We start from the raw sequence: 24,809 nt of genomic DNA on the forward strand, positions 1-24,809 counted from the left end.
TAATGCGCCGCGTCCGACGGCAGTCCACCCTTCCCGAGCGCGCATGAACATCACCCTGGTCGTCTTCGTCGTGTTGTACCTGCTGGGCACCCTGGCCCTGGGCGTCTGGGCCGGCACGCGCATCAAGAACACGGCCGACTTCGCGATCGCCGGCCGCAGCCTGCCGCTGATCATGGTGGTGACCACCACCTTCGCCACCTGGTTCGGGGCCGAGACGGTGATGGGCATCCCGGCCAAGTTCGTGCAGGGCGGCCTGAACTCGATCATCGAAGACCCGTTCGGCGCCGGCACCTGCCTGATCCTGGTCGGCCTGTTCTTCGCGACCAAGCTGTACAAGCAGAACCTGCTGACCATCGGCGACTTCTATCGCCGGCGCTTCGGCAAGGGCATCGAGGTGTTCTGCAGCGCGGCCATCATCCTCAGCTACCTCGGCTGGGTGGCGGCGCAGATCACCGCGCTGGGCCTGGTGTTCTCGGTGCTGACGCAAGGCGCGATGAGCGAGACCGCCGGCATGATCGTCGGCACGCTCGCGGTTCTGATCTACGTCGTGATCGGCGGTTTCCTGGCGGTGGCCTGGACTGACTTCATCCAGATGATCGTGCTGGTCATCGGCCTGAGCGTCATCGCGGTGTTCTCCGCCGACCTGGCCGGCGGCGCCGGCAAGGTGATGGCGATGGTCGAATCGAAGGACCTGTTCAAGTTCCTGCCCGAGCCGAGCTTCAAGGAAGTGGCGTTCTTCATCGGCGCGGGCCTGACGATGATGCTGGGCAGCATCCCGCAGCAGGACGTTTTCCAGCGCGTGATGTCGGCCAAGGACGCGAAGACGGCGCGCAACGGCGCGGCGATCGGCGGCCTGAGCTACATCCTGTTCGCCTTCGTGCCGATGTTCATCGTCGCCAGCGCGGTCGTGGTGATGGGCCAGCAGGCGCTGGACATCGCGAAGGACGACTACCAGCGCCTGCTGCCGACCTTCGTGCTGACGAAGATGCCGCTGCTGATGCAGATCCTGTTCTTCGGCGCGCTGCTGTCGGCGATCAAGAGCACCTCGTCGGCGACGCTGCTGGCGCCTTCGACCAGCTTCGTCGAGAACATCGTCAAGAACCTGCGGCCGCACATGAACGACCGCCAGCAACTGCTGGCGATGCGCTGGACCATCGTGGCCTTTGCCGGCCTGGTGCTGGCCTACGCGATCGCGATGAAGGGCACGCCGATCTACGACCTGGTGTCGGCGGCCTACCAGGTGACGCTGGTCGGCGCCTTCGTGCCGCTGGTGATGGGCCTGTACTGGAAGCGGGCCACCACGCAGGGCGCGATCGCCTCGGTCGCAGCGGGCGTGGCGGTGTGGATCATGTTCTTCCCGCAGGTCAGCCACCTGGGCGATGCCTTCCCGGGTCAGCTCGCCGGGCTGATCGCCGCCTTCGTCGGCATGGTGCTGGGCTCGCTGATGCCGCAGTGGCTGGAAAACCGCCACGACGCGCGCCACCACATCGCGGGCTTGAACTAGTTCGCGCCGGCTCCATCTGCCGTTCCCCAGGTCCGGGCGGCGGCACGCGCTGCCGCACTTATAATTTTCTGTTTTGCGTCAAGGGTTTAGTCATGCCAATCTACGCTTACCGCTGCGCTGCGTGTGGCCACGCGAAGGATGTGCTGCAAAAACTCAGCGACCCGGTGCTCACCGTGTGCCCGGCATGCGGTGCCGAGTCGTTCGCCAAGCAGCTCACCGCGGCCGGCTTCCAGCTCAAGGGCTCCGGCTGGTACGCCACCGACTTCAAGGGCGGCAGCACCGCAGCGCCGGCCCCGGCGGGCGCCGAGGCCGCCAAGCCGGCGGCCGGTGGCGAAGCGGCTGCGCCCGCACCGGCGCCGGCTGCCGCTTCGACCGGCACCGCCTGCGGCGGCAGCTGCGCCTGCCATTGAGCACGGCCTGAGCCGCCCGCGAAAGACCCGCCTTGAAAAAATTCCTGATCGCCGGCCTGCTGGTGTGGCTGCCCCTGGCGATCACGCTGTGGGTGCTGGCCTGGCTTTACGGCGCGATGGACGGCATGTTCCTCGCGCTGCTCTCGCTGCTGCAGAAGGTGCTGCCCGAAGGCGTGGACGGCGCGCTGGAGCGCCTGCGGCACATCCCGCTGCTGGGCGTGATCGTGATGCTGGCGATCCTGCTGGGCACGGGGTCTTCGCGACCAACATCTTCGGCCAGTGGTGGCTGCGCCAGTGGGACCGGCTGCTGTCGCGCATCCCGCTGGTCAAGTCGATCTACAGCTCGGTCAAGCAGGTCTCGGACACGCTGTTCTCGAGTGACGGCAATGCCTTCCGCGAAGCGGTGCTGGTGCAGTACCCGCACCAGGGCTCGTGGACCATTGCCTTCGTCACCGGCCGGCCGGCCACCGAGGTGGCGGCGCACCTGCCGGATGAACACGTCAGCCTGTACGTGCCGACCACGCCGAACCCGACCTCCGGCTTCTTCCTGATGATGCCGCGCAGCGCGATCCGCACGCTGCACATGAGCGTCGACGAGGCCCTGAAGTACATCATCTCGATGGGTGTGGTGGCGCCGCCGCCACCCGCGCCCCCGGCTGTTCGGCCGGGGGAGGCCGACCCCAATCGGGTGGGTTGAACGCTTTCGGCCGGCGTTCAACCCGGAGGGCCACCGGCCCCACCCGCCAAGCACCGCATCCCTTGCATTCAGGCGGACGCGCGAGCGCTGAAGACGCCGCGGCGCCGCCCTCCCGACACCGAGAGACCCACAGGAGTCCAACACCATGAGAACCACCTACTGCGGCCTGGTCAGCGAAGCGCTGATGGGCCAGACCGTCACGCTGATGGGCTGGGCGCACCGCCGACGCGACCACGGCGGCGTGATCTTCATCGACCTGCGCGACCGCGAAGGCCTGGTGCAGATCGTCTGCGACCCCGACCGCCCCGAGATGTTCAAGACCGCCGAGGGCGTGCGCAACGAGTTCTGCCTGAAGGTGGTGGGCAAGGTGCGTGCGCGGCCCGAGGGCACGCACAACGCCAACCTGGTGAGCGGCAAGATCGAGGTGCTGTGCCAGGAGCTCGAGGTGCTGAACCCGAGCGTCACGCCGCCGTTCCAGCTCGACGACGAGAACCTCTCGGAAACCACGCGCCTGACGCACCGCGTGCTGGACCTGCGCCGCCCGCAGATGCAGAAGAACCTGATGCTGCGCTACCGCGTCGCGATCGAGGTGCGCAAGTTCCTCGACGAGCAGGGCTTCATCGACATCGAGACGCCGATGCTGACCAAGAGCACGCCCGAGGGCGCGCGCGACTACCTGGTGCCCAGCCGCGTGCACGACGGCATGTTCTTCGCGCTGCCGCAGTCGCCCCAGCTGTTCAAGCAGCTGCTGATGGTGGCGGGCTTCGACCGCTACTACCAGATCACCAAGTGCTTCCGCGACGAGGACCTGCGCGCTGACCGCCAGCCCGAGTTCACGCAGATCGATATCGAGACCAGCTTCCTCACCGAGCAGGAGATCCGCGCCATCACCGAGGCGATGATCCGCACCGTGTTCCGCAAGACCATGGGCGTGGAGCTGCCGGTGTACGCCGAGATGACCTACGCCGAGGCGATGCACAAGTACGGCTCGGACAAGCCTGACCTGCGCGTGAAGCTCGAGTTCACCGAGCTGACCGACGTGATGAAGGACGTCGACTTCAAGGTCTTCTCGGGCCCGGCCACCACGCCGGGCGGCCGCGTGGCGGCGCTGCGCGTGCCCGGCGGTGGCGAAATGAGCCGCGGCGAGATCGACGCCTACACCGAGTTCGTCAAGATCTACGGTGCCAAGGGCCTGGCGTGGATCAAGGTCAATGACGCCGGCAAGGGGCGCGAGGGCCTGCAGTCGCCGATCGTCAAGAACCTGCACGACGGCGCGGTGGCCGAGGTCATCGCCCGCACCGGCGCGCGCAACGGCGACCTGATCTTCTTCGGTGCCGATGCCAAGGCCAAGGTCGTCAACGACGCGCTGGGCGCCTTGCGCGTGAAGGTCGGCCACAGCGAGTTCGGCCGCAGCCACGACCTGTTCGAGGACAAGTGGGCGCCGCTGTGGGTGGTCGACTTCCCGATGTTCGAATACGACGAGGAAGCCGGCCGCTGGAGCGCAGTGCACCACCCGTTCACCGCGCCGAAGGACGGCCACGAGGACTGGATGACCACCGACCCGGGCCGGTGCCTGGCCAAGGCCTACGACATGGTGCTCAACGGCTGGGAGATCGGCGGTGGCTCGGTGCGTATCCACCGCGCCGACGTGCAGGCCAAGGTGTTCGAGGCGCTGAACATCGGTGCCGACGAGCAGAAGCTGAAGTTCGGCTTCCTGCTCGATGCGCTGCAGTACGGCGCCCCGCCGCATGGCGGCCTGGCCTTCGGCCTGGACCGCATCGCGACGCTGATGGCCAAGGCCGAATCGATCCGCGACGTGATCGCCTTCCCGAAGACCCAGCGCGCGCAATGCCTGCTGACCGGCGCGCCGAGCCTGGTCGACGAGAAGCTGGAGCGGCCTGCTCACCCGCGAGCTGCACATCAGGCTGGCGCAAGCCTCCTGGCGCCGGCGATACGCCTGGCGGGCCTTCCTGGTGGGCTTGCAGCGTGCGCGACTGGCGCTGGATGCACATCGAGAGCCTGCGCAATCCCACGCCGGCGGAACCTCGAGTACCTGGTCTAGAGTCGCCTCTAGAGTCCCTTGCTTCGGAGACTGCAATGCCCACCCTCGACGATTTCCGCCACGACCACGAAGCCGGTGTCACCGCAAGGCCGGGTGACGCCACGCTGGACACCACGCGCATCGACGACACCCGCATCGCCGCGGTGCGTGCGCTGGTGTCGCCGGCGGTGCTGCTGGAAGAGCTGCCGGTCACGCCGGCGATCGAGGCGCTGGTCGAGAACACGCGCGCCGCGATCAGCCGCGTGCTGCATGGCCAGGACGACCGGCTGGTGGTGGTGGTCGGGCCCTGCTCGATCCATGACCGCGACCAGGCGTTGCACTACGCGCGGCTGCTCAAGCGCCAGGCTCACGAACTGGCCGGCGAGCTGATCGTCGTGATGCGGGTCTACTTCGAAAAGCCGCGCACGACGGTGGGCTGGAAGGGCCTGATCAACGACCCGCGGCTCGATGGCAGCTTCCGCATCAACGAAGGCCTGCGGCTGGCGCGCGAGATCCTGCTGGAGATCTCGGCGCTCGGGCTGCCGGCCGGCACCGAGTTCCTCGACCTGCTGAGCCCGCAGTACCAGAGCGACCTGATCGCCTGGGGTGCGATCGGCGCGCGCACCACCGAGAGCCAGAGCCACCGCCAGCTGGCCTCGGGCCTGTCCTGCCCGGTCGGCTTCAAGAACGGCACCGATGGCGGCGTGCAGGTGGCCACCGACGCGCTGCTCGCCTCGGCCGCGCCGCACTCGTTCATGGGCATGACCAAGATGGGCGTCGCCGCGATCTTCGAGACCCGCGGCAACCCCGACGGCCACGTGATCCTGCGTGGCGGCAAGCAGCCCAACTACGACGCGGCCTCGGTCGAGGCCGCCTGCGCCGCACTGCGCAAGGCGGGCCTGCGCGAGCAGGTGATGGTCGACTGCTCGCATGCCAACTCGGCCAAGCAGCACCGCCGGCAGATCGAAGTGGCGGCCGACGTCGCCGCGCAGCTCGCGGCCGGCGAGCGCCGCATCATCGGCGTGATGGTCGAGAGCCATCTGCATGAAGGCCGGCAGGACCTGAAGCCCGGCGTCGCGCTGCAGCCCGGTGTCTCGATCACCGATGCCTGCATCGGCTGGGACGACACGGTGCCGGTGCTGCGCCAGCTGGCCGATGCGGTGAAGCAGCGCCGCGCCCGCGGGCAGTGAGCGCGATGGACCCGCCGGCCCGCCCGTACAAGATTCCCGAGAGCGTGCTGGTCGTGATCCACACGCCGGCGCTGGACGTGCTGCTGATCGAGCGTGCCGACAAGCCCGGCTTCTGGCAAAGCGTCACCGGCTCGAAGGACCGCCTCGACGAGCCGCTGGTCGAGACCTGCATCCGCGAGGTGGCCGAGGAAACCGGCATCGCGATCGGCTCGGCCGCGGTGCCGCGGGCCGCGCTGCGCGACTGGCAGCTGGCCAACCTGTACGAGATCTACCCGGTCTGGCGCCATCGCTACGCGCCGGGCGTCACCCACAACACCGAGCATGTGTTCGGCCTCACCGTGCCTGCGGGCATTCCCGTGCGGCTGAATCCGCGCGAACATCTGCGCTACGAATGGCTGCCCTGGCAGGCCGCCGCCGACCGCTGCTTCTCGCCCTCGAATGCCGAGGCCGTGCTGCACCTGCCGCGCTTCACGAGTCCGCCGACACCGCCTGCATGAGAACCCGCCACTTCGCGCCTTCACGCTTCGCGTCGAGCACGCTGCACACCACCAACGTGCTGCGCGTGGCCACCTACAACATCCACAAGGGCGTGCGGGGCCTGGGGCCGGGCAAGCGGCTGGAGATCCACAACCTGGGCCTGGGCATCGAGGCGCTGGACGCCGACCTGGTGTGCCTGCAGGAGGTGCGCCTGCACCACCACCGCGACGCGCAGAAGTTCAAGCGCACGGTCCTCGGCTGGCCCGAGGTCGGCCAGGCCGATTTCCTGGCGCCCGACGGCTACGACGTGGCCTATCGCACGAATGCCGTCACCAGGCACGGCGAGCACGGCAATGCGCTGCTGGCGCGCTGGCCGATCGGCGACGTCGGCCACCACGATGTCAGCGACCATCCGTTCGAGCAGCGCGGGCTGCTGCATGTGCCGGTGCTGTGGCAGGGCACCGAGGTGCACGTGGTGGTGGCGCACTTCGGCCTGATCCATTCGAGCCGCGTGCGCCAGGTCGAGCGCCTGGCCGAGTACCTGGCCGAAGAGGTGCCGCCCGACGCCCACGTGATGGTGGCCGGCGACTTCAACGACTGGGGCGAGCGGCTCGACGGCCCGATGCAGTCCATCGGCCTGCAGCGCGCGCACAGCGGCGTGCCGGCGCGCACCTTCCCGTCGCGTGTGCCGTTGTTCACGCTCGACCGCATCTACATGCGCGGCTTCCGCTGCCTGTCCACCCACGTGCCGCGCGGTGCGGCCTGGGCGCGCATGTCCGATCACCTGCCGCTGGTGGTCGAGCTGCAGCCGGATTGAAGTTTCCCTACAGCGCGTCGATAACGGCTGCAGAGCGGCGTCCGTCCGGGCCCGCGTGGGGAACATTGATGAGCAGCGCCAGCGCACCGTACCGATTCATGGTCGTCGACGACAGCCGGGCGATCCAGGCGATCATCTCGCGGGTGATCGAGGATTGCGGTTATCCCGCGATCGACGTGCGCCGTGCCTGCGACGGCGAGGAAGCGCTGAGCCTGCTGCCCGGCTTCACGCCGCAGCTGCTGATCACCGACTGGCACATGCCGCGCGTCTCGGGCCTGGAACTGCTGCAGACGCTGCGTCAGCTCGGCCAGACGCAGGTGAAGGTCGGCTTCGTCACCACCGAAAGCACGCCGGCCATGCTGGAGCAGGCGCGCACCAATGGCGCGGTGTTCATCGTCAACAAGCCGTTCCGCGACGGCGAACTGATCGAGCAGATCCGCAGTGCCGTGCCCTGTGCCGATGCCGCGCCGCGCCAGGCGCCGGCGGCCCAGGCCGATGCGGCGCCCGCGCCCGCCGACGAGCCCGAAGCCCCGGCGCCGGAGGACTATCCGCTCAGCCTGGCGCATGCCCACGGCCTGATCGAGCACACGCTGGGCAAGCAGCCCTTCACGCTGGAGCGCCACGCCGCCATGGCCGTGGAACGGCTGGGTCCCAACAACCTGCTCGGCCTGTACTCGGCGCCGGGCAAGCCGGCGGCGGCGGTCGCGGTGTTCGACGTGCATGCGGTGTGCCTGGTGGGCGGTGCCGCGGCGCGCCTGCCCACCGGCGACCTCACTGCGGCCCAGCTCGCCGCCGAGCCGACCGAGGTGATGGTGCAGCAGGCCACCACCTTCATGCGCGCGGCCGGCATGATGCTGCAGGCCGGCGGCTCGCCCGATGGCTGCACCCTGACGCGCACGATGCAGGTGGCCGCCAGCTTCCCGAAGCTCGAAGAGGTGCTGGCCCGCACCAGCGAGCGCGTGGACTACCAGCTCACGCTGCCCGGCCTGGGCGAAGGCCGGCTCTCCTTCATCGCGCTGTAAATCGTCCCCAGGGCAGGGCTCATGGATCTCGTCAACCTCGCCGTCGCGGTCGTCTTCATCAGCAACGCGATCATCCTGATCCTGCTGGTCTACATGCTCATCCGCATCCTCGGCCAGACCGAGCAGACGCGCGAGATGATGGTCGGCGCCTCGCGCCAGCTCACCGAATCGGCGCGCGTCGTGCGCGATGCGGCCTACAAGCTTGGCGACGGGCTGCGCGGCGGCGGGGGCGGTGGCAACGCGCCCACCGTCACGCCCACGCCGGTGGCCGGCCTGGAGCTGCTGGACAGGCTCAACACGATGATGGAAGAAATGTCCACGGGCCAGGGTGGCGTGGACACCGAGAAGGCGCTGGCCGACATCAAGCGCCTGATGGAAAGCCTCAACGCGACCGACCCGTCCAAGATGGGCGAGTGGCAGAACAAGTACAAGGCCGAACTCGAGCAGGCGCTGGCCCAGCGCAACCGCCTGGCGGCCGAGACCGAGACCATGCGCAAGCGCCTGCTGGAGGCGCACACCATCATCGTCGAGCTGCGGCGCGCCAACAAGGCGGCCGAAGCCGCGGGCCACACGGTCGAGGCGCTGCGCGGCGAAGTGCAAAAGCAGCAGCAGGTGATCGACCGCGCGCGCGAACGCCTGCGCATGGCGGAGAGCAAGTCCGAGGCGCTGAAGGCCGATGTCGAACGCCTGTCGATGATCAACCCCGGCGGCGCTGCCGACAACGAGGCGCTGAAGGAAGCGCGCCGCAAGCTGGCCGAAGTGAGCAACGAGCGCGATGCCCAGGCGCGCGAGCTCGACTCGCTGAAGGACAAGATGCAGCGCACGCTGGTCGAGAAGGACTTCATCGAAGAGCGCTTCCTGCGCATGGACAGCGAGCGCCAGGGCGGCGCCGGCGCTGCCGCGGCCCAGTCGGGCCAGAATGCGGCGCTGGAGCCGGCCTGATCCTGCACGCGGCGGGTTCCATCCGCCGCGCATGCCGACCACCGATCGCCGCCCACCCGTCCCGTTGCCGCCCGCCACGCCCGCCAGCCCGGCGAGCGCGGCGCCGCATCCCGGCCTGACCGGCGGCAACCAGGTACGCCTGCTGGCCGGCGGCGACGAACAATTCCCGGCGATGTGCGCGGCCATTGCCCAGGCGCGCGAACAGGTCTGGCTGGCCACCTACATCTTCCACGACGATGCGGCCGCACGCGCCGTGGCCGAGGCGCTGGCCGATGCCGCGCGGCGCGGCCTGTGGGTGGCGGTGGTGGTCGACGGTTTCGGCTCCAAGGCCACCTTGCCCACGCTGCGCCAATGGCTGGAGCCGGCCGGCGTGCAGCTGGTGGTGTTCCGCCGAGTCGACCGCTGGTGGCGGCTGCTGCAGCCGGGCCAGCTGCGCCGCCTGCACCAGAAGCTGTGCGTGGTGGACGGCCAGGTCGGCTACGTCGGCGGCATCAACGTCATCGACGACCGCAACGACCTGAACCACGGCTGGTCCGAGCTGCCACGGCTGGACTTCGCCGTCGAAGTGCGCGGCCCGCTGGTGGCGGCGATCGAGCAGACCGCGCGCGCCATCTGGAGCCGTGCCGCGCTGGGCGTGGACTGGCGCGACGAGCTGAAGTCGCTGGCGCGCAGCGCCGAACCGGTGGCGCGCGCGCGGCGCATGGTGGACAGGCTGCGCATCCTGCCGCGCGGCGACAACAACGGCCCGGGGCGCATGCGGCGCTGGCTGGCGGCGCGGCGTGGCAGCCGCGTGGCCATCGCCCATGCCGAGCTGCCACCGGTGCGCGCCGCCTTCCTGGTGCGCGACAACCTGCGCCAGCGGCGGGCCATCGAGCATGCCTACATCGACGCGATCGAGCGCGCGACGCGCCGCATCGACGTGATCTGCCCGTACTTCTACCCCGGCCGCGTGTTCCGCCATGCGCTGGAGCGGGCCGCGGCGCGGGGCGTCGCGGTGCGCCTGCTGCTGCAGGGCAAGCCCGACTACCGCTTCGCCGCGCTGGCCGCCCAGGTGCTGTATGGCGAGCTGCTGCAGGCCGGCGTGCGCATCTTCGAATACACGCCGGCCTTCCTGCATGCCAAGGTGGCACTGGTCGACGACGACTGGGCCACCGTCGGTTCCAGCAACATCGATCCGCTGTCGCTGCTGCTGAATCTGGAAGCCAATGTGATCGTCCGTGACCTGCACTTCACCGGCGAGCTGGCGCTGCGCTTCGAGGCCGCGGTCCAGGCCTCGCGCGAGGTCACGCGCGAGCCGCTGGGCACCGGCTGGTGGGGCGTGGCGCGCCGCGGCTTCGTGGCCTGGAGTGCCTACTGGTTCCTGCGCCTCGCCGGCATGAGCGGCAAGTACTGACGGGCACCCGACGATGGCCGAGGACCTGATCGTCCAGCGCCCCGCCGGCCTGTACTGCCCGCCGGGCGACTTCTACATCGACCCCTGGCGGCCGGTGGCGCGCGCGGTGTTCACCCATGCCCATGCCGACCACGCCCGGCCCGGCCACGGGCATGTGCTGGCCACCGCGGTCAGCGAAGGCGTGCTGCGCAGCCGGCTGGGCGCCGACCTGCCGCTGCAGGGCCTGGCCTATGGCGAGGTCGTCGAGCACCGCGGCGTGCGGCTGAGCCTGCATCCGGCCGGCCATGTGCTGGGCTCGGCGCAGTTGCGCATCGAGCACGGCGGCCAGGTCTGGGTGGCCTCGGGCGACTACTACCTCAGCGCGCACGACGAACGCAACCCCACCTGCCCGCCGTTCGAGCCCGTGCGCTGCCACTGCTTCATCACCGAATCGACCTTCGGCCTGCCGGTGTACCGCTGGCGTCCGCAGGCCGAGGTCTTTGCCGAGATCGACACCTGGTGGCGCGCCAATGCCGCCGCCGGCCGGCCCAGCCTGCTGATGGCCTACAGCTTCGGCAAGGCGCAGCGCCTGCTGGCCGGCGTGGACGCCTCGATCGGGCCGATCTTCGTGCACGGGGCGGTCGAGCCGCTCAACGAGGCCTATCGTGCAAAAGGCGTGGCCCTGCCGCCGACCCGGCTGCTCGGCGACCGCAAGCCAGACGCCGCCACAAGGGCCGATCTGGCCGGTGCGCTGGTGGTGGCACCGCCCTCGGTGCATGCCAGCGCCTGGGCGCGCCAGCTCGGCGACTTCGGCGACGCCTTCGCCAGCGGCTGGATGCAGCTGCGCGGCGCGCGCCGGCGCCAGGGCGTGGACCGCGGCTTCGTGCTCTCCGACCATGCCGACTGGCCCGGCCTGCAGCGCGCCATCGCCGCCACCGGGGCCGAACGGGTGATCGTCACCCATGGCTACGAGGCGGTGATGGTGCGCTGGCTGCGCGAGCAGGGGCTCGAGGCCGGCGCCTTCCAGACCGAATACGGCGGCGGCGATGGTGGCGAGGGCGCACCCGCATGAAGGCCTTTGCCGGGCTGTATGCCGAGCTGGACGCCAGCACCGCCACCGAGGCCAAGCTGGCCGCGCTGCTGCGCTACCTGCAGCGCGCCGCGCCGGCCGATGCCGCCTGGGGCCTGTACTTCCTGGCCGGCGGCCGGCCGCGCCAGACCGTGCCCACCGCGCTGCTGCGCCAGGTGGCGGTGGCGCAGGCCGGCATCCCGGAGTGGCTGTTCGAGGAAAGCTACCAGGCCGTGGGCGACCTGGCCGAGACCATCGCCCACGTGCTGCCGCCGCCGGCTGCCGCGAGCGACCTGCCGCTGGCCGCGTGGCTGGAACAGCGGCTGCTGCCCTTGCGCCAGGCAGCGCCCGAGGCCCAGGCCGCGGCCCTGCGCCAATGGTTCGACGAGCTCGCGCCGCCGGAGCGCTTCCTGCTGGTCAAGCTGATCGGCGGCGGCTTCCGCGTCGGCGTCAGCAAGCTGCTGGTGCAGCGTGCGCTGGCCCAGCATGCGGGGCTGGATGCGAAGGTGGTGGCCCAGCGCATGATGGGCTACACCGATGCGCGCAGCCTGCCCAGCGCCGCCCGGCTGCAGGGGCTGATCGCCGCCGAATCGTCGCCGGGCCAGGATGCCGGCCAGCCCTACCCGTTCTTCCTGGCCCATCCCTTGCAGGCCGCGCCCGAGACCCTGGGCGATCCGGCCGACTGGCTGGTGGAATGGAAGTACGACGGCATCCGGGCGCAGCTGGTGCGGCGCGCGCAGGGGCTGTGGCTGTGGTCGCGCGGCGAGGAGCTGATCACCGAGCGCTTCCCCGAGGTGGTGGCCGCCGCCCAGGCGCTGCCCGAAGGCTGCGTGCTCGACGGCGAACTGGTGGTGTGGCTCGACGACCGGCCGGCGTCGTTCCAGCGGCTGCAGCAGCGCATCAACCGCAAGACCCTGCCGAAGAAGCTGCTGGCCGAGGCACCGGTGCGCTTCATCGCCTATGACCTGCTGGAGCAGGACGGCACCGACCTGCGGACCCTGCCGCAGCACGAGCGCCGGCAGCGCCTGGCGGCCCTGCTCGAAGGCAGCGCGCTGATGCTATCGCCCGAAGTGAGCGCCACCGACTGGCCCGGCCTGCTGGTGCTGCGCGCCGGCAGCCGCAAGCGTGGCGTCGAGGGCCTGATGCTCAAGCACCGCCAGTCGGCCTACGGCAGCGGCCGCACCAAGAGCGATGGCGTCTGGTGGAAATGGAAGATCGACGCGCTGACGGTCGACGGCGTGCTGATCTACGCGCAGGCCGGCCATGGCCGCCGCGCCGGCGTGTACACCGACTACACCTTCGCGGTGTGGAACCGCGCCCCGCGCGATGCCGAGGAGGCGCAGGCGGTGGTCGAGGCCATCGCGCGGCGCGAACCGGCGCGCGACGGCGCGCTGCAGCTGGTGGCCTTCACCAAGGCCTACTCGGGCCTGAGCGACGAGGAATTCAAACGCGTGGATGCCCGCATCCGCGCGACCACGCTGGAGAAGTTCGGCCCGGTGCGCAGCGTGAAGCCCACGCTGGTGTTCGAGCTGGCCTTCGAAGGCATCCAGCGCAGCCCGCGCCACAAGAGCGGCATCGCGCTGCGCTTTCCGCGCATGCTGCGCAGCCGCGACGACAAGCCTTTACACGAAGCCGATACCTTGCAGACCCTGCAGGCCCTGCTGAAGGAGAGTTGATGCCCCGCCCGTTCAAGATCGATCTCGCGCTGCAAGGCGGCGGCTCGCACGGCGCCTTCACCTGGGGCGTGCTCGACGCGCTGCTGCAGGACGAGACGCTGGGCTTTGCCGGTGTCTGCGGCACCAGCGCCGGCGCGCTGAATGCCGCGGTGATGGCCACCGGCCTGGCCGCCGGTGGCGCGGCCGGCGCACGCCGCGCGCTGGCCGCGTTCTGGGCCGATGTGGGCGCCAGCAGCGCCTGCTTCGGCCTGGACCCCTTCGACACCGCGCAGAAGCTGCAGGACAACCCGATGTTCGGCTGGTTCAGCGCCGCGATGCGCTCGGTCAGCCCCTACCAGTTCAACCCGCTGGGGATCAACCCGCTGCGCGAGGTGCTCAAGCGCCACGTCGACGAAGCGGCGCTGCGCAAGGGGCCGCTCAAGTTGTTCGTCAATGCCACCTCGGTGGTCACCGGGCAGCCGCGCATCTTCAGCGGCGCTTCGCTCGGCCTGGATGCGCTGCTGGCCTCGGCCTGCCTGCCGCAGCTGTTCCAGGCGGTGCAGATCGACGGCGTGCCGTACTGGGACGGCGGCTACAGCGGCAACCCTGCGCTGTGGCCGCTGATCTACGAAACCGCCGCGGTCGACCTGCTGCTGGTGCGCATCAACCCGCTGCAGCGCGCCGGCACGCCGACCACGGCGATGGAGATCCTCGACCGCGTCAACGAGATCACCTTCAACGCCGGGCTGGTGGGCGAGATGCGCGCCATCGCCTTCGTCAGCCGGCTGCTGAAGGAACAGCGGCTGGACGGCAACCGCTACAAGGACCTGCGGCTGCACATGATCGGCGACGACGCAGCGCTGGCCGACTTCCCGTCCTCGACCAAGCTCAACACCGACCCGCGTCTGCTGCAGCAGTTGTTCCAGCGTGGCCAGCAGGTGGCGAACGACTGGTTGAAACAGCACCGCGACGACATCGGCGAGCGCAGCACGCTGGACATCGAGCAGACCTTCCTGTCGCCGCGCGACCTGGGCTTGCGCTGATCCTCAGCCGCGCAGGCTGAGCACGGGCCAGCCGCGGTCGGCGGCGACGGCGGCGAGGCGGGGGTCTGGGTTCACCGCCACCGGCCTGCGCACGGCGCTGAGCAGCGGCAGGTCGTTGATCGAGTCGCTGTAGGCCGTGGATTCGCACTCGCGCAGCTCGATGCGCCGCGCCTGCAGCCATTCGTGCAGCCGTGCCACCTTGCCTTCGCGCATGTTCAGCGTGCCGGCGGGGCGGCCGCTGAAGCCTTCGCCCTCGGCTTCGCACTCGGTGGCGATCAGGTGGGCGATGCCCAGGTGCGCGGCGGTCAGTTCGGTGATGAAGCGGTTGGTCGCCGTGGTCAGCACCACCAGGTCGCCGGCGTCGCTGTGGCGCTGCACCAGCGCGTGCGCCGCCGGCGGGATGCGCGGGGCCACCACCTCGTCGAGGAAGCGGCGGCGGTGCGGCTGCCAGGCCTCGCGGCTGCAGCCGGCGAGCGTGGAGACATAGAAGGCGCAGAAGTCGGCCGGGCTCACGGTGCCGGCCTGGTACTGACGCTCCATATCGGCGTTACGCGCTGCGAACGCCGATCGCTCCAGCAGGCCCTGGTCCATCAGGAACTGGCACCACAGCACGTCGCTGTCGCCATCGAGCAGCGTGTGGTCCAGGTCGAACAGGGTCAGCTTCAGGGCTGGCGCAGGTGCCATGCCTTGACTCGGGTGAAGGTCTGGATGCCATGCGTGGACAAGGTCAGGCCGACACCGGAGTCGCCGACGCCAGACCACGGCAGCCGGGGGCTCACGCGGTCGCAGCAGTTCCAGTACACGGTGCCGGCGTTCAGCTGCGCCATCAGCTGGCGCGCCGCCGTTTCGTCGCGGGTGTAGATGCCGGCGGTCAGGCCGTAGCGGGTGTCGTTCATCAGCGCCAGCGCCTCGTCGTCGCCCGCCACCTTCTGGATGCCGATGATCGGGCCGAAGCTCTCCTCGCGCATCACGTCCATCGTGTGGTTCACCTCGGTGAGCACGGTGGGGGCGTAGTGGTTGCCGGGGCCGGGCAGGCGGTGGCCGCCGCAGCGCACGGTGGCGCCCTTGGCCTTCGCGTCGGCCACCTGGGCATCCAGCACGTCCAGCTGCGGCGCACGGGTGATCGCGCCGATGTAGGTGGCGGGATCGGTCACGTCGCCCTGCCTGAAGCCGGCGACGGTGGCGAGGAAGTGCTCGACGAAGGGCTCGTACACCGCAGCGTGCACGTAGATGCGCTCGACCGAGCAGCAGCTCTGGCCGGTGTTGTACATCGCGCCGTCGGCCAGGCTTTCGGCGGCGGCTTTCACATCGGCATCGGCGCGCACGTACATCGGGTCCTTGCCGCCGAGCTCCAGCTGCAGCTTCAGCAGCTGCCCGGCCACCGCATGGGCAATGCGCAGGCCGGTGGCATGGCTGCCGGTGAAGAACACGCCGTCCAGCCGCTGCTGCAGCAGCGCCGCGCCGACTTCGCCACCGCCCACCAGGCACTGCATCACCTCGGCCGGCACGCCGGACGCATGCATCAGCCGCGTGATATGCCGGCCGGTCAGCGTGGCGTACTCCGACGGCTTGTACAGCAGCGTGTTGCCGGCCAGCAGCGCCGGGATGATGACGTTGCAGCCGACGAACCAGGGGTAGTTCCAGGCCGAGATGTTGGCGACCACGCCCAGCGGCGGGTGGCCGATCTGCTCGTGCATGCCGCCGCCGTTGAACACATGCTCGTCGCGGATCGCGCCCTCGGCCTGCTCGAGGAAGAAGTCGATGCGCGGCAGCAGGCCGTTCAACTCGTTGCGCGACTGCGCGATCGGCTTGCCGACCTCCTGCGTCAAGGTGGCGGCCAGCGTCTCCAGCTCGGCCACCACCAGCGCGCGGAAGCGCTGGATCATCTGCAGCTTGTCGTGGATCGGCACGCGCGCCCAGCCGGGCTGGGCGGCGCGGGCGGCGGCGGCCTTGGTGGCCACCGAGGCGGCATCGTCGGCCGGCAGCTCGGTGACCAGCGCGCCGGTGGCGGGGTTGAAGATCTTCAGAGTGGCCATGATGGGGCGATGGTGCTAGCGCTGGAAGTCAGCGTCATGATGGCGCCGTGCTCAGCGCCGGGCGGCGCGGCAGGCGGCGAGGAAATCGTTCAGCAGCGGCGTGTCGTCGAAGGTGGCGGCATCGCCGGGTCCGTGGAACTCGGGGTGCCATTGCACGGCGGCGACGTAGCCTGGGCCCTCGGAGCGGCGGATGGCCTCGACCATGCCGTCGTCCGGGCAGCGGGCCTCGATCACGAAGCCCGGCGCCAGGTCCTTGATGCCCTGGTGGTGGATGCTGTTGGTGGTGGCGCGCTGCAGCCCGGGGTAGAGGCCCGCCAGGTGCGTGCCGGGCTGCAGCTCGATGTCGTGGTAGTGGCGCTCGTACTGGCCGGGCTCGCGGTGCACGCGGGAGTCGGGGCGCTGGGTCTTGATGTCCTGCAGCAGCGTGCCGCCGAACATCACGTTCAGCAGCTGCAGCCCGCGGCAGATGCCGAACACCGGCTTGCCGGCCTGCACGAAGGCGTCGATCAGCTCCATCTCGTAGCGGTCGCGGATGCGGTCGCCAGCCCAGTCGGGGTGCAGCGGGCTCTCGTCGTAGCTCTCGGGCGCCACGTCGTTGCCGCCCTGCAGCACCAGGCCGTCGAGCGCGTTCGCATAGTCCGGCAGGGTCAGGTCGCTGCGGGTGACGATGCTGTCGCGCGTGACGGCGGGAATCATCACCGCCATCGCGTGGCCCGAGAGCACCCAGTGCGCGACCGACTGCTCCAGGTAGTGCAAGGTCTTGGTGAACACGCCGGGCAGCGGGCCCTGCGAGCCAGGGTAGTAGATGCGGGCGGAAATGCCGATCAGCAGGGGCTTGTCCATCTTCGGTTCACCTCACATCGCGGCCTTGAACAGCCGCTCGTAGTCGGCCTCGGTGGCCGGGCGCGGGTTGGTGCCGCCGGTGAAATCGGTCGCGGCCAGCGGCACCAGCTGGGGCAGCAGATCGAGCGTGACACCGCGGGCGGCCAGGCCGCCGGTGATGCCGATGCGTGCCTTCAGGTCCTTGAGCCAGCCGACGAAAGCCGTGCCGCCGCCGGCGGCGCCGACCACATGCGCGAGCTCGTCGAACTTCGCCGGCACCGCCTCGTGGTTCCAGGCCAGCACGGTGTCGATCATCAGCGCATTGGCCAGGCCATGGTGCATGTCGCACACCGCACCCAGCGCATGCGCGCAGGCATGCACCGAGCCCAGGTCCTTCTGGAAGGCGATGGCGCCCATCATCGAGCTCATCATCATGTCGGCCCGCGCCTGCAGGTTGCCCGGCTCGTTGACGGCGGTGGCCAGCGCCCGCGCGCCGATGCGCAGGCCTTCCAGCGCAATGCCGTCGCACAGCGGGTGGTAGGCCGGAGACAGGTAGCTCTCGATGTTGTGCGTCAGCGCGTCCATGCCGGTGGCGGCGGTGACGGCGGGCGGCAGACCGAGCGTCAACTCGGGGTCGGCGAACACCGCCCGGGCCAGTATCTTCGGGCTGAAGACGGTGCGCTTGTGGTGGTTGTCGTTCTCCGACACCACCGACGAGCGGCCAACCTCGGAGCCGGTGCCCGAGGTGGTGGGCAGCGCGACCACGTAGGGCAACGGGTTCACGATAGTCCGCACCTGCGGGTGGTCCCACACATATTCGAGCACGTCGCCTTCATGCACGGCCATCAGCGCGACGACCTTGCCGACGTCCAGCGCCGCGCCGCCGCCGAAGGCGATCACGCTGTCGGCCTGGTGCGCCTTGAACGCGGCGGCGCCGGCCATCACCTGCGCACAGGTCGGGTTGCCGAACACGCCGTTGAACACGGCCACCTGCAGGCCGGCCAGGTGGCTCATGAACTCGGACAGCACCGGCAGCTGGCTGAGCGCGCGGTCGGTGACGATCAGCGGGCGCTTCAGGCCCTGCTCGAGCAGGTGGGGGCCCACCAGCCGGCGCGCGCCGGCGCCGAAGCTGATGGGGGTGGGGAAGGCGAACTTGCTGATGCTCATTGGGGGCCTCAGATGATCTCGAAATAGCGCTTCATTTCCCAATCGGTCACCGCGTCCTGCCATTGGCGGTGTTCCCACTCCCGCGTCGCGGCGAAGTGGTCGACGAAGACGTCGCCGAACCAGTCGCGTGCGATCGTCGAGAGCTTGAAGTTATGGGTGGCGCGGATCAGCGAGCGCGGTGCACGCGGCACGTCTTCCGCGCCCTGGTTGGTGCCGGTGATCGGCGGCGTCGTCAGCTTCAGGCCCTTTTCGACGCCGTGCAGGCCGGCGGCAATCACCGCCGCCATCGCGAGGTACGGATTCACGTCGGCGCCCGGGCAGCGTGTCTCCAGCCGCGTCGCTTTCGGCGAACCCGCGATCACGCGGAAACTCGCGGTACGGTTGTCCAGCCCCCAGGTCGGCTTGACCGGCGCCCAGTAGCCGTCGACCAGCCGCTTGTACGAGTTGATCGTCGGCCAGAACATCGGCGCGAACTCCATCAGGCAGGCCAGCTGGCCGGCGAGGTAGCTCTCGAACAGCTTGCTCATCGAGCGCGAACTCTTCGCGTCGAAGAACAGGTTGCTCTTGCCGTCCGACAGGCTCTGGTGGATGTGGCCCGAGCAGCCGGGCAGCTTGGTATTCCACTTGGCCATGAAGCTGGGCATGATGCCGAAGCGCTTGCCGATTTCCTTGGCACCGGTCTTGAACAGGATCGCGCGGTCGGCCGCTTCCAGCGCCTCGCTGAAGGCGATGGCCACTTCGTAGACGCCGGGGCCGGTTTCGGTGTGCAGGCCCTCGATCGGCACGCCGAAGGCCAGCATCTCGTCCATCAGCGCGTTGAAGAAGCCGCGCTGGTCGCCCATGCGCAGCAGCGAGTAGCCGAACATGCCGGGCGTGATCGGCTCGGGCGCCACGCCCTGCTTGGCGGCCCAGGTCTGCGGCGTCTCGCTGAAGTTGAACCACTCGAATTCCATGCCGGCCATCGGCTGCAGGCCGAGCTTCTCGGCGCGCTTCAGCACGCGCTTCAACACCTGGCGCGGGCACACCGGGAAGGGCGTGCCGTCGGCATTGACGAATTCACCGAGGAAGAAGGGCACCTGGCCGTCCCAGGGCACACGGCGCGCAGTGCTCAGGTCCAGCCGCGCCAGCGCATCGGGGAAGCCATGCTGCCAGCCGGTGACGCTGGTGTTGTCGTAGCACTGGTCGCCGGAATCCCAGCCGAACACCACGTCGCAGAAGCCGAAGCCGCCGGTGGTGGCGCCGATGAACTTGTCGACATGCAGGTACTTGCCGCGCAGGATGCCGTCGATGTCGCTGCAGGCCACCTTGACCTTGGTGGCGCCGGCGGCACGCACTGCGGCGACGGCCGGGTGCTCGGTGGGCATGCGCTGAGTCTGCTTCTTGCTGGGCATCGTGGCTCCGTGTTCTTGGTGTGTTAGCGGCGGATGATCAGAGCGCCGGGGCGCCCGAGGCGATCCCCATCTCGCGCAGCGTGTCGGCCACCGCATTGACGGCCTGGGCCATCTCGTTGCGGCCGATCGCGCCGATGCAGCCGACGCGGAAGGTCTCGATCTCGGTCAGCTTGCCCGGGTAGAGGATGAAGCCGCGCTGCTTGGCGGCCGCGTAGAAGCGCTTGAAGTCGTAGGCCGGCGAGGCCGGCGCATGGAAGGTGACGATGATCGGCGCCTGCACCTCGGGCTTCAGGAAGGGCCTGAAGCCCAGGCCGGCCATGCCCTCGACCAGCGTGCGGCAGTTGTCCTGGTAGCGCGCCAGCCGCGCCGGCTGGCCGCCTTCGTCGATGAACTGCTGCACCGCCTCGGCCAGCGCCACCACCACATGCGTGGGCGGCGTGAAGCGCCACTGGCCGGTCTTCTCCATGTACTGGTGCTGGTCGTGCAGGTCCATCGCCAGGCTCTGGCTGTGGCCGGCACTGCGCGCCAGCGCCTCCTGCCGCAGGACCACGAAGCCCATGCCGGGCACGCCTTCCAGGCACTTGCCGCTGGCGGCGATCAGCGCGTCGAAGCGGATCTCGCGCGCATCAATCGGCAGCGCGCCGAAGCTGGACATCGCATCGACGATCAGGCCCTTGCCGTGGCGCTGGCACACCGCGGCCACCTCGGGCAGCGGGTTCAGCACGCCGGTGCCGGTCTCGCAATGGATCAGCACCACGTGGCTGATGCTGGCATCGCCGCGCAGGGCCTGATCCAGCGCCGCGGGCGACACCGGCCCTTCCTCGGCAAACGGCAGCACGGTGGCGCGGCGTCCCATCAGCTGCGTCAGCTTGGCGGCGCGCTTGCAGTAGGCGCCGTTGTCCAGCACCAGGACGTGGCCCCCCTTGTCGCCCGGGGGGACGATGGTGGCCACCGCCGCCTCGACGCTGAAGGTGCCGCTGCCCTGCAAGGGCACCACGGTGTGCGTGCCCTGGCCGTGCACGATGTCCAGCAGCCGCGCGCGCAGCTGCGCGGTGACGGCGTTGAAGTCGGCGTCCCACGAGCCCCAGTCCTTCAGCATCGCGAGCTTGGTGCGCAGGCTGGTCGTCAGCGGCCCCGGGGTCAGCAGGATGCGGTCGCGGTCCATCGTCAAGGTCTCCGTTGTCAGGGCTGCTTCCAGGCCTGGGTCCTTCTGTCGATCCACCAGCCGGCCAGCATGAACAGCAAGGTGGCCACGGTGTTGGCCGCGGCGATCAGCACCGCCATCGCGGCGGCCGCGCCGGCCTCGCCGGCTTCGTCGAGGTTCAGGATCGCGATCGCGGCCACCTTGGTCTCGGGCGCGTACAGGAAGACCACGGCCGAGATCGTCGTCATCGCGTTGATGAAGAAATAACGCGCAATGTCCACGAGGGCCGGCGTGCAGATCGGCAGCGTCACGCGCCAGAAGGTCTTGAAGAACGGCACCTTCAGTGAAGCGGAGACGGCCTCGAACTCGGGGTCCAGGCTCTTCAGCGCCGTCACCGCGGTGAGGTGGCCGGTGGTGTAGAAGTGGACCACGGTGCAGATCGTCATCAACGCCAGCGTGTGGTACAGCGCGTTCAGCGGGTTGGCCGGTGCGTTGAAGAAGAAGATGTAGCCCAGGCCCAGCACCAGGCCGGGCACGGCCATCGGCAGCATCGCCAGCAGGCGCAGCAGGCTGCGCAGCGGCTGCGCGCGCTGGGTCTTCTCGAGCAGGTAGGCGCCGGCAAACACCAGCAGGGTGCCGAACAGCGCGGTGCCGGCGGCCATCTGCAGGCTGTTGACGAAGGCGTCGCCCACCTCGGCGTCGAACAGGCCCATCGCATAGTGGCGCAGGCTGGGCTTCAGGTTGTAGGGCCAGAAGCTGGCGAAGGAGGCGAACACCGCCATGCCCAGCATCGCCAGGATCAGCGCGCACACGGCGGCGCAGTAGGCCGACATCAGCGCATCGCGCAGGGCCGCGCGTTTTGGACGATAGGGAACGGCGCGGGCGGTGAGCATCGCCGTCTGCTTGCGGCTCACCCAGTGGTCGACCGCAAAGGTCAGCACCGCCGGCGCCAGCAGCAGCAGCGCCACCACCGAGCCCTTGGAGAAGTCCTGCTGGCCGATGACCAGCTTGAACACGTCGGTGGCCAGCACGTTGAAGTTGCCGCCGATCACCTTGGGAATGCCGAAGTCGGTGACCACCAGCGTGAAGGTCACCAGCGCGGCGGAGATCAGGCCGTACTTCGCCCCCGGCAGCGTGATCGTGAAGAAGCGCCGCCGCGCGCTGGTGCCCAGCGCCTCGGCCGCTTCGTACAGCCGCGCGTCGGCGGCTGCGAGCGCGGTGACCAGGATCATCAGCGCATGCGGGAAGGTCGAGAACACCTCGGCCAGCACGATGCCCGGTGCGCCGTAGATCTGCTCGATCCCCAGCGCCTGCAGCCAGCTCTTCAGCACACCCTTGTTGCCGAACCAGTAGATCAGCGAGATGGCCGAGAGCAGCGAGGGCGCCAGCAGCGGCACCAGCGTGATCGTGCGCGCCAGCGGCTTGTAGCGCATGCGGCTGCGGGTCAGCGCATAGGCGAAGCCGAAGGCGGTGGGCAGCGTGATCAGCGTGACCAGCAGCGAGACCCACACGCTGTTCCACAGCGAATCCAGCAGCGCCGGCGTGCGCGCGTAGGCGATGAAGTTGGCCAGCGCGACGAAGCGGCCATCGTTGTCCTGCACCGATTTCTGCAGGATGGCGGCCAGCGGCGCCGCGAGGAAGGCGAGCAGAGCGATCGCCACCAGCGCCAGCGCGACATGCGCGACCCGCTCTGTCCAGTGCACTCGTTGCTTGACTGGCGCCAGTGCCGGCAAGGCGGCCGTGCTCATCCGAACACCCGCATGCGTTCGGGCATCAGCCGCAGCGGCAGGCGGCTGCCGACCTCCAGCTGCGCCTCGGCCAGGTAGTTCAGCGACAGGTAGACCGTGAGCTTGTGGCTGCCGAGCTGTTCACTGGTGACGCGCACCAGGCAGTACGGGCCCATGAACTCGATCTTGTCGATCTGCGCCTCGAACACGTTCGGGTCGCCGAGTGGAATCGGCCGCGCCAGCACGTCTTCGGGCCGCAGGTAGATGCGCAGCTCGCGGCCGTCCTCGGCATGGCCGTTCAGCGCCGCCGGATCGCACTGGAACAGCTGCTGGCCCACGCGCAGGCCGGCGGCTTCGCGCACCGCGGGCAGGGCATTGATGCGGCCGACGAAATCGGCGACGAACAAGGTGGCCGGATCGCGGTAGACCTCGAAGGCCGAGCCGACCTGCTCGATCGTGCCCTGGTTCATCACGACGATGCGGTCGGCCACCGCGAAGGCTTCTTCCTGGTCGTGCGTGACCATGATGGTGGTGACGCCCAGCTTGCGCTGCAGGCTGCGGATCTCCTGCCGCAGCTTCACGCGCACGATGGCGTCCAGCGCCGACAGCGGCTCGTCCAGCAGCAGCAGCCCGGGCGAGGTGGCCAGCGCCCGCGCCAGCGCGATGCGCTGCTGCTGGCCGCCCGAGAGTTGCGCCGGGTACTTGGCTTCGCTGCCGGGCAGGCCGACCAGCGCCAGCAACTCGGCCACGCGGGCCTTGACTTCAGCCTTGGGCACCTTGCGGTTCACCAGGCCGTAGGCCACGTTGTCGGCGATCGAGAGGTTGGGGAACAGCGCGTAGCTCTGGAACACGATGCCGTAGTCGCGCTCGGCCGGCGGCAGGCGCGAGATGTCGCGCCCGGCCATCTCGATGCGGCCCGAGGTCTGCACCTCGAGCCCGGCAATGATGCGCAGCAGCGTGGTCTTGCCGCAGCCCGAGGGGCCGAGGAAGCAGACGAACTCGCCCTTCGCGATCTCGAGGTCGATGCCCTGGAGCGCGACGAAGCTGCCGAACTCCTTGCGGATGCCCGACAGCTTCAGGTACGGGCTGTCAGCCGTCACTTCTTCGGCTCGGACTTCGCGTTGTAGCGCTTGTTCCACTCGTCGAGGATGCGCTCGCGGTTCTGCGCCGCCACGTTGAAGTCCATCTTCACCAGCCGTGCTTCATAGTCCTTCGGCACATTGGCCAGCGGCGCGGCGACGCCGGGCTGCGCGGTGATCGCGAAGTTCTTGCCGTACAGCAGCATCGCGTCCTTGCTGGAAGCCCAGTCGGCCAGCTTCTTGGCCGCGTCGAGCTTCTTGGTGCCCTTGTGGATGCCGAAGGCCTCCAGGTCCCAGCCCAGGCCTTCCTTCGGGAACACCAGGTCGATCGGCGCGCCCTTGGCCTTGTTGGCGTTGGCGCGGTACTCGAAACTGATGCCCACCACGTATTCACCGGAAGCGGCCATGTTGCAGGGCTTGGAGCCCGAGTGCGTGTACTGCGCGATGTTCTCGTGCAGCCCGTCCATGTACTTCCAGCCGCCGCCCTTGCCGTTGTCGTCGCCCCAGAGCGCGAGCCAGGCGGTGACGTCGAAGAAGCCGGTGCCCGAGGAGGCCGGGTTCGGCATCACGATCTGGCCCTTGTACGCGGGCTTCAGCAGGTCCTTCCAGGTCTCGGGCTTCGGGATGTTCTTCTTCTGCGCCTCCACGGTGTTGAAGCACACCGTCGCGCCCCACACGTCCATGCCGAACCAGGCCGGCGGGTTCTTCTTGTCCCGGTACTGCGTCATGATCGCGTCCAGGTTCAGCGGGCGATAGGGCTCCAGCATGCCGTTCTTGTCCAGCAGCGCCAGGCTGGAGGCGGCCACGCCCATCACCGCATCGGCCTGCGGGTTGGCCTTCTCGGCCAGCAGCTTGGCGGTGATGACGCCGGTGGAATCGCGCACCCACTTCAGCTCGATCTCGGGGTGGACCTTGTTGAAGCCTTCCTGGTAGGCCTTGAGCTGGTCGGTCTCGAGCGCGGTGTAGACCAGCAGCGTGGTCTTCTGGGCTGCCGCGGGCAGCGAAAGGGCCAGCAGCACACCGGCAGCAAGCATCGTCTGGAAGGGACCCGGGATTCGCATGGAACAGCTCCTGTGATCGGATGGAAACGCGAAAGGGCGAGAGCGTGCGCTGCCGGTGATGACCCCCTGATGACAGGCGGCACCCCCACCGGGCGAGCGGCCAATCTATCGCCGTGTTTCCCAGTGTGTCAACGGTAGTTTGC

General features: G+C 69.4%; 21 protein-coding genes and 1 pseudogene. 13 read left to right on the forward strand and 9 right to left on the reverse strand.

Features of this window, described 5'->3' with window-relative positions; genetic code table 11:
• Positions 1 to 43: 43 nt before the first annotated feature.
• The 13 genes and pseudogenes from ACILR4_RS12155 to ACILR4_RS12215 all read left to right on the forward strand — a co-directional run bounded on the left by ACILR4_RS12155 (position 44) and on the right by ACILR4_RS12215 (position 14,239).
• Positions 44 to 1,504: a sodium:solute symporter family protein gene (locus ACILR4_RS12155; protein ID WP_395701120.1), complete on the forward strand. Its 1,461-nt coding sequence runs from the start codon at positions 44 to 46 to the stop codon at positions 1,502 to 1,504.
• 92 nt (positions 1,505 to 1,596) lie between these two features.
• Entirely contained in the window at positions 1,597 to 1,914 is a 318-nt protein-coding gene (locus ACILR4_RS12160; protein WP_395701121.1) for an FmdB family zinc ribbon protein, read from the forward strand.
• Positions 1,915 to 1,946: 32 nt separating this feature from the next.
• A pseudogene (locus tag ACILR4_RS12165) lies at positions 1,947 to 2,611 on the forward strand (DUF502 domain-containing protein).
• 145 nt (positions 2,612 to 2,756) lie between these two features.
• Positions 2,757 to 4,673 (forward strand): aspartate--tRNA ligase, encoded by a 1,917-nt coding sequence (gene aspS, locus ACILR4_RS12170; RefSeq protein ID WP_395701122.1) that lies wholly within the window; start codon positions 2,757 to 2,759, stop codon positions 4,671 to 4,673.
• A 35-nt stretch (positions 4,674 to 4,708) separates the two neighbouring features.
• Positions 4,709 to 5,842: a 3-deoxy-7-phosphoheptulonate synthase gene (locus tag ACILR4_RS12175; RefSeq protein ID WP_395701123.1), complete on the forward strand. Its 1,134-nt coding sequence runs from the start codon at positions 4,709 to 4,711 to the stop codon at positions 5,840 to 5,842.
• Positions 5,843 to 5,847: 5 nt separating this feature from the next.
• On the forward strand, positions 5,848 to 6,339 hold the full coding sequence (gene nudB, locus ACILR4_RS12180) for a dihydroneopterin triphosphate diphosphatase (RefSeq protein WP_395701124.1): 492 nt from the start codon (positions 5,848 to 5,850) through the stop codon (positions 6,337 to 6,339).
• A complete protein-coding gene (locus ACILR4_RS12185; RefSeq protein WP_395701125.1) occupies positions 6,336 to 7,136 on the forward strand; it encodes an endonuclease/exonuclease/phosphatase family protein in 801 nt (266 codons plus the stop codon). Before nudB ends, ACILR4_RS12185 begins: the two co-directional genes overlap by 4 nt.
• Before the next feature lie 68 nt (positions 7,137 to 7,204).
• Positions 7,205 to 8,158 (forward strand): response regulator, encoded by a 954-nt coding sequence (locus ACILR4_RS12190; protein ID WP_395701126.1) that lies wholly within the window; start codon positions 7,205 to 7,207, stop codon positions 8,156 to 8,158.
• A gap of 21 nt (positions 8,159 to 8,179) precedes the next feature.
• Positions 8,180 to 9,100: a hypothetical protein gene (locus ACILR4_RS12195; RefSeq protein ID WP_395701127.1), complete on the forward strand. Its 921-nt coding sequence runs from the start codon at positions 8,180 to 8,182 to the stop codon at positions 9,098 to 9,100.
• Positions 9,101 to 9,131: 31 nt separating this feature from the next.
• A complete protein-coding gene (gene clsB / locus ACILR4_RS12200; protein ID WP_395701128.1) occupies positions 9,132 to 10,493 on the forward strand; it encodes a cardiolipin synthase ClsB in 1,362 nt (453 codons plus the stop codon).
• Positions 10,494 to 10,506: 13 nt separating this feature from the next.
• Positions 10,507 to 11,544 (forward strand): ligase-associated DNA damage response exonuclease, encoded by a 1,038-nt coding sequence (locus ACILR4_RS12205; protein WP_395701129.1) that lies wholly within the window; start codon positions 10,507 to 10,509, stop codon positions 11,542 to 11,544.
• A complete protein-coding gene (locus tag ACILR4_RS12210) occupies positions 11,541 to 13,217 on the forward strand; it encodes an ATP-dependent DNA ligase (protein WP_395701130.1) in 1,677 nt (558 codons plus the stop codon). The genes ACILR4_RS12205 and ACILR4_RS12210 overlap by 4 nt, the downstream gene beginning before the upstream one ends.
• Positions 13,217 to 14,239, forward strand: coding sequence for a patatin-like phospholipase family protein (locus ACILR4_RS12215; RefSeq protein WP_395701131.1), 1,023 nt, complete (start codon positions 13,217 to 13,219; stop codon positions 14,237 to 14,239). The genes ACILR4_RS12210 and ACILR4_RS12215 overlap by 1 nt, the downstream gene beginning before the upstream one ends.
• 3 nt (positions 14,240 to 14,242) lie before the next feature.
• Here the strand turns inward: ACILR4_RS12215 and ACILR4_RS12220 are convergent, their stop codons facing one another.
• Genes ACILR4_RS12220 through ACILR4_RS12260 form a run of 9 tightly spaced genes read right to left on the reverse strand, consistent with a single transcriptional unit; the run spans position 14,243 to position 24,666 of the window.
• Entirely contained in the window at positions 14,243 to 14,923 is a 681-nt protein-coding gene (locus tag ACILR4_RS12220; protein ID WP_395701132.1) for an HAD family hydrolase, read from the reverse strand.
• A complete protein-coding gene (locus ACILR4_RS12225) occupies positions 14,902 to 16,275 on the reverse strand; it encodes an aldehyde dehydrogenase family protein (RefSeq protein WP_395701133.1) in 1,374 nt (457 codons plus the stop codon). Before ACILR4_RS12225 ends, ACILR4_RS12220 begins: the two co-directional genes overlap by 22 nt.
• Before the next feature lie 51 nt (positions 16,276 to 16,326).
• A complete protein-coding gene (locus ACILR4_RS12230; protein ID WP_395701134.1) occupies positions 16,327 to 17,118 on the reverse strand; it encodes a gamma-glutamyl-gamma-aminobutyrate hydrolase family protein in 792 nt (263 codons plus the stop codon).
• A 12-nt stretch (positions 17,119 to 17,130) separates the two neighbouring features.
• Complete coding sequence (locus ACILR4_RS12235) at positions 17,131 to 18,264, reverse strand: iron-containing alcohol dehydrogenase (protein WP_395701135.1); 1,134 nt, start codon at positions 18,262 to 18,264, stop codon at positions 17,131 to 17,133.
• A gap of 8 nt (positions 18,265 to 18,272) precedes the next feature.
• On the reverse strand, positions 18,273 to 19,655 hold the full coding sequence (locus tag ACILR4_RS12240; RefSeq protein WP_395701136.1) for a glutamine synthetase family protein: 1,383 nt from the start codon (positions 19,653 to 19,655) through the stop codon (positions 18,273 to 18,275).
• A gap of 37 nt (positions 19,656 to 19,692) precedes the next feature.
• Positions 19,693 to 20,826: a 2-aminoethylphosphonate--pyruvate transaminase gene (locus ACILR4_RS12245; protein ID WP_395701137.1), complete on the reverse strand. Its 1,134-nt coding sequence runs from the start codon at positions 20,824 to 20,826 to the stop codon at positions 19,693 to 19,695.
• Positions 20,827 to 20,837: 11 nt separating this feature from the next.
• Positions 20,838 to 22,547 (reverse strand): putative 2-aminoethylphosphonate ABC transporter permease subunit, encoded by a 1,710-nt coding sequence (locus ACILR4_RS12250; RefSeq protein ID WP_395701138.1) that lies wholly within the window; start codon positions 22,545 to 22,547, stop codon positions 20,838 to 20,840.
• Positions 22,544 to 23,626, reverse strand: a complete 1,083-nt coding sequence (locus tag ACILR4_RS12255) for a putative 2-aminoethylphosphonate ABC transporter ATP-binding protein (RefSeq protein ID WP_395701139.1) — start codon at positions 23,624 to 23,626, stop codon at positions 22,544 to 22,546. Before ACILR4_RS12255 ends, ACILR4_RS12250 begins: the two co-directional genes overlap by 4 nt.
• Positions 23,623 to 24,666, reverse strand: a complete 1,044-nt coding sequence (locus tag ACILR4_RS12260; RefSeq protein ID WP_395701140.1) for a putative 2-aminoethylphosphonate ABC transporter substrate-binding protein — start codon at positions 24,664 to 24,666, stop codon at positions 23,623 to 23,625. The genes ACILR4_RS12255 and ACILR4_RS12260 overlap by 4 nt, the downstream gene beginning before the upstream one ends.
• Positions 24,667 to 24,809: the final 143 nt, after the last annotated feature.

The organism is Aquabacterium sp. (genome assembly GCF_044226965.1).
Taxonomy (GTDB): domain Bacteria; phylum Pseudomonadota; class Gammaproteobacteria; order Burkholderiales; family Burkholderiaceae_C; genus Pseudaquabacterium.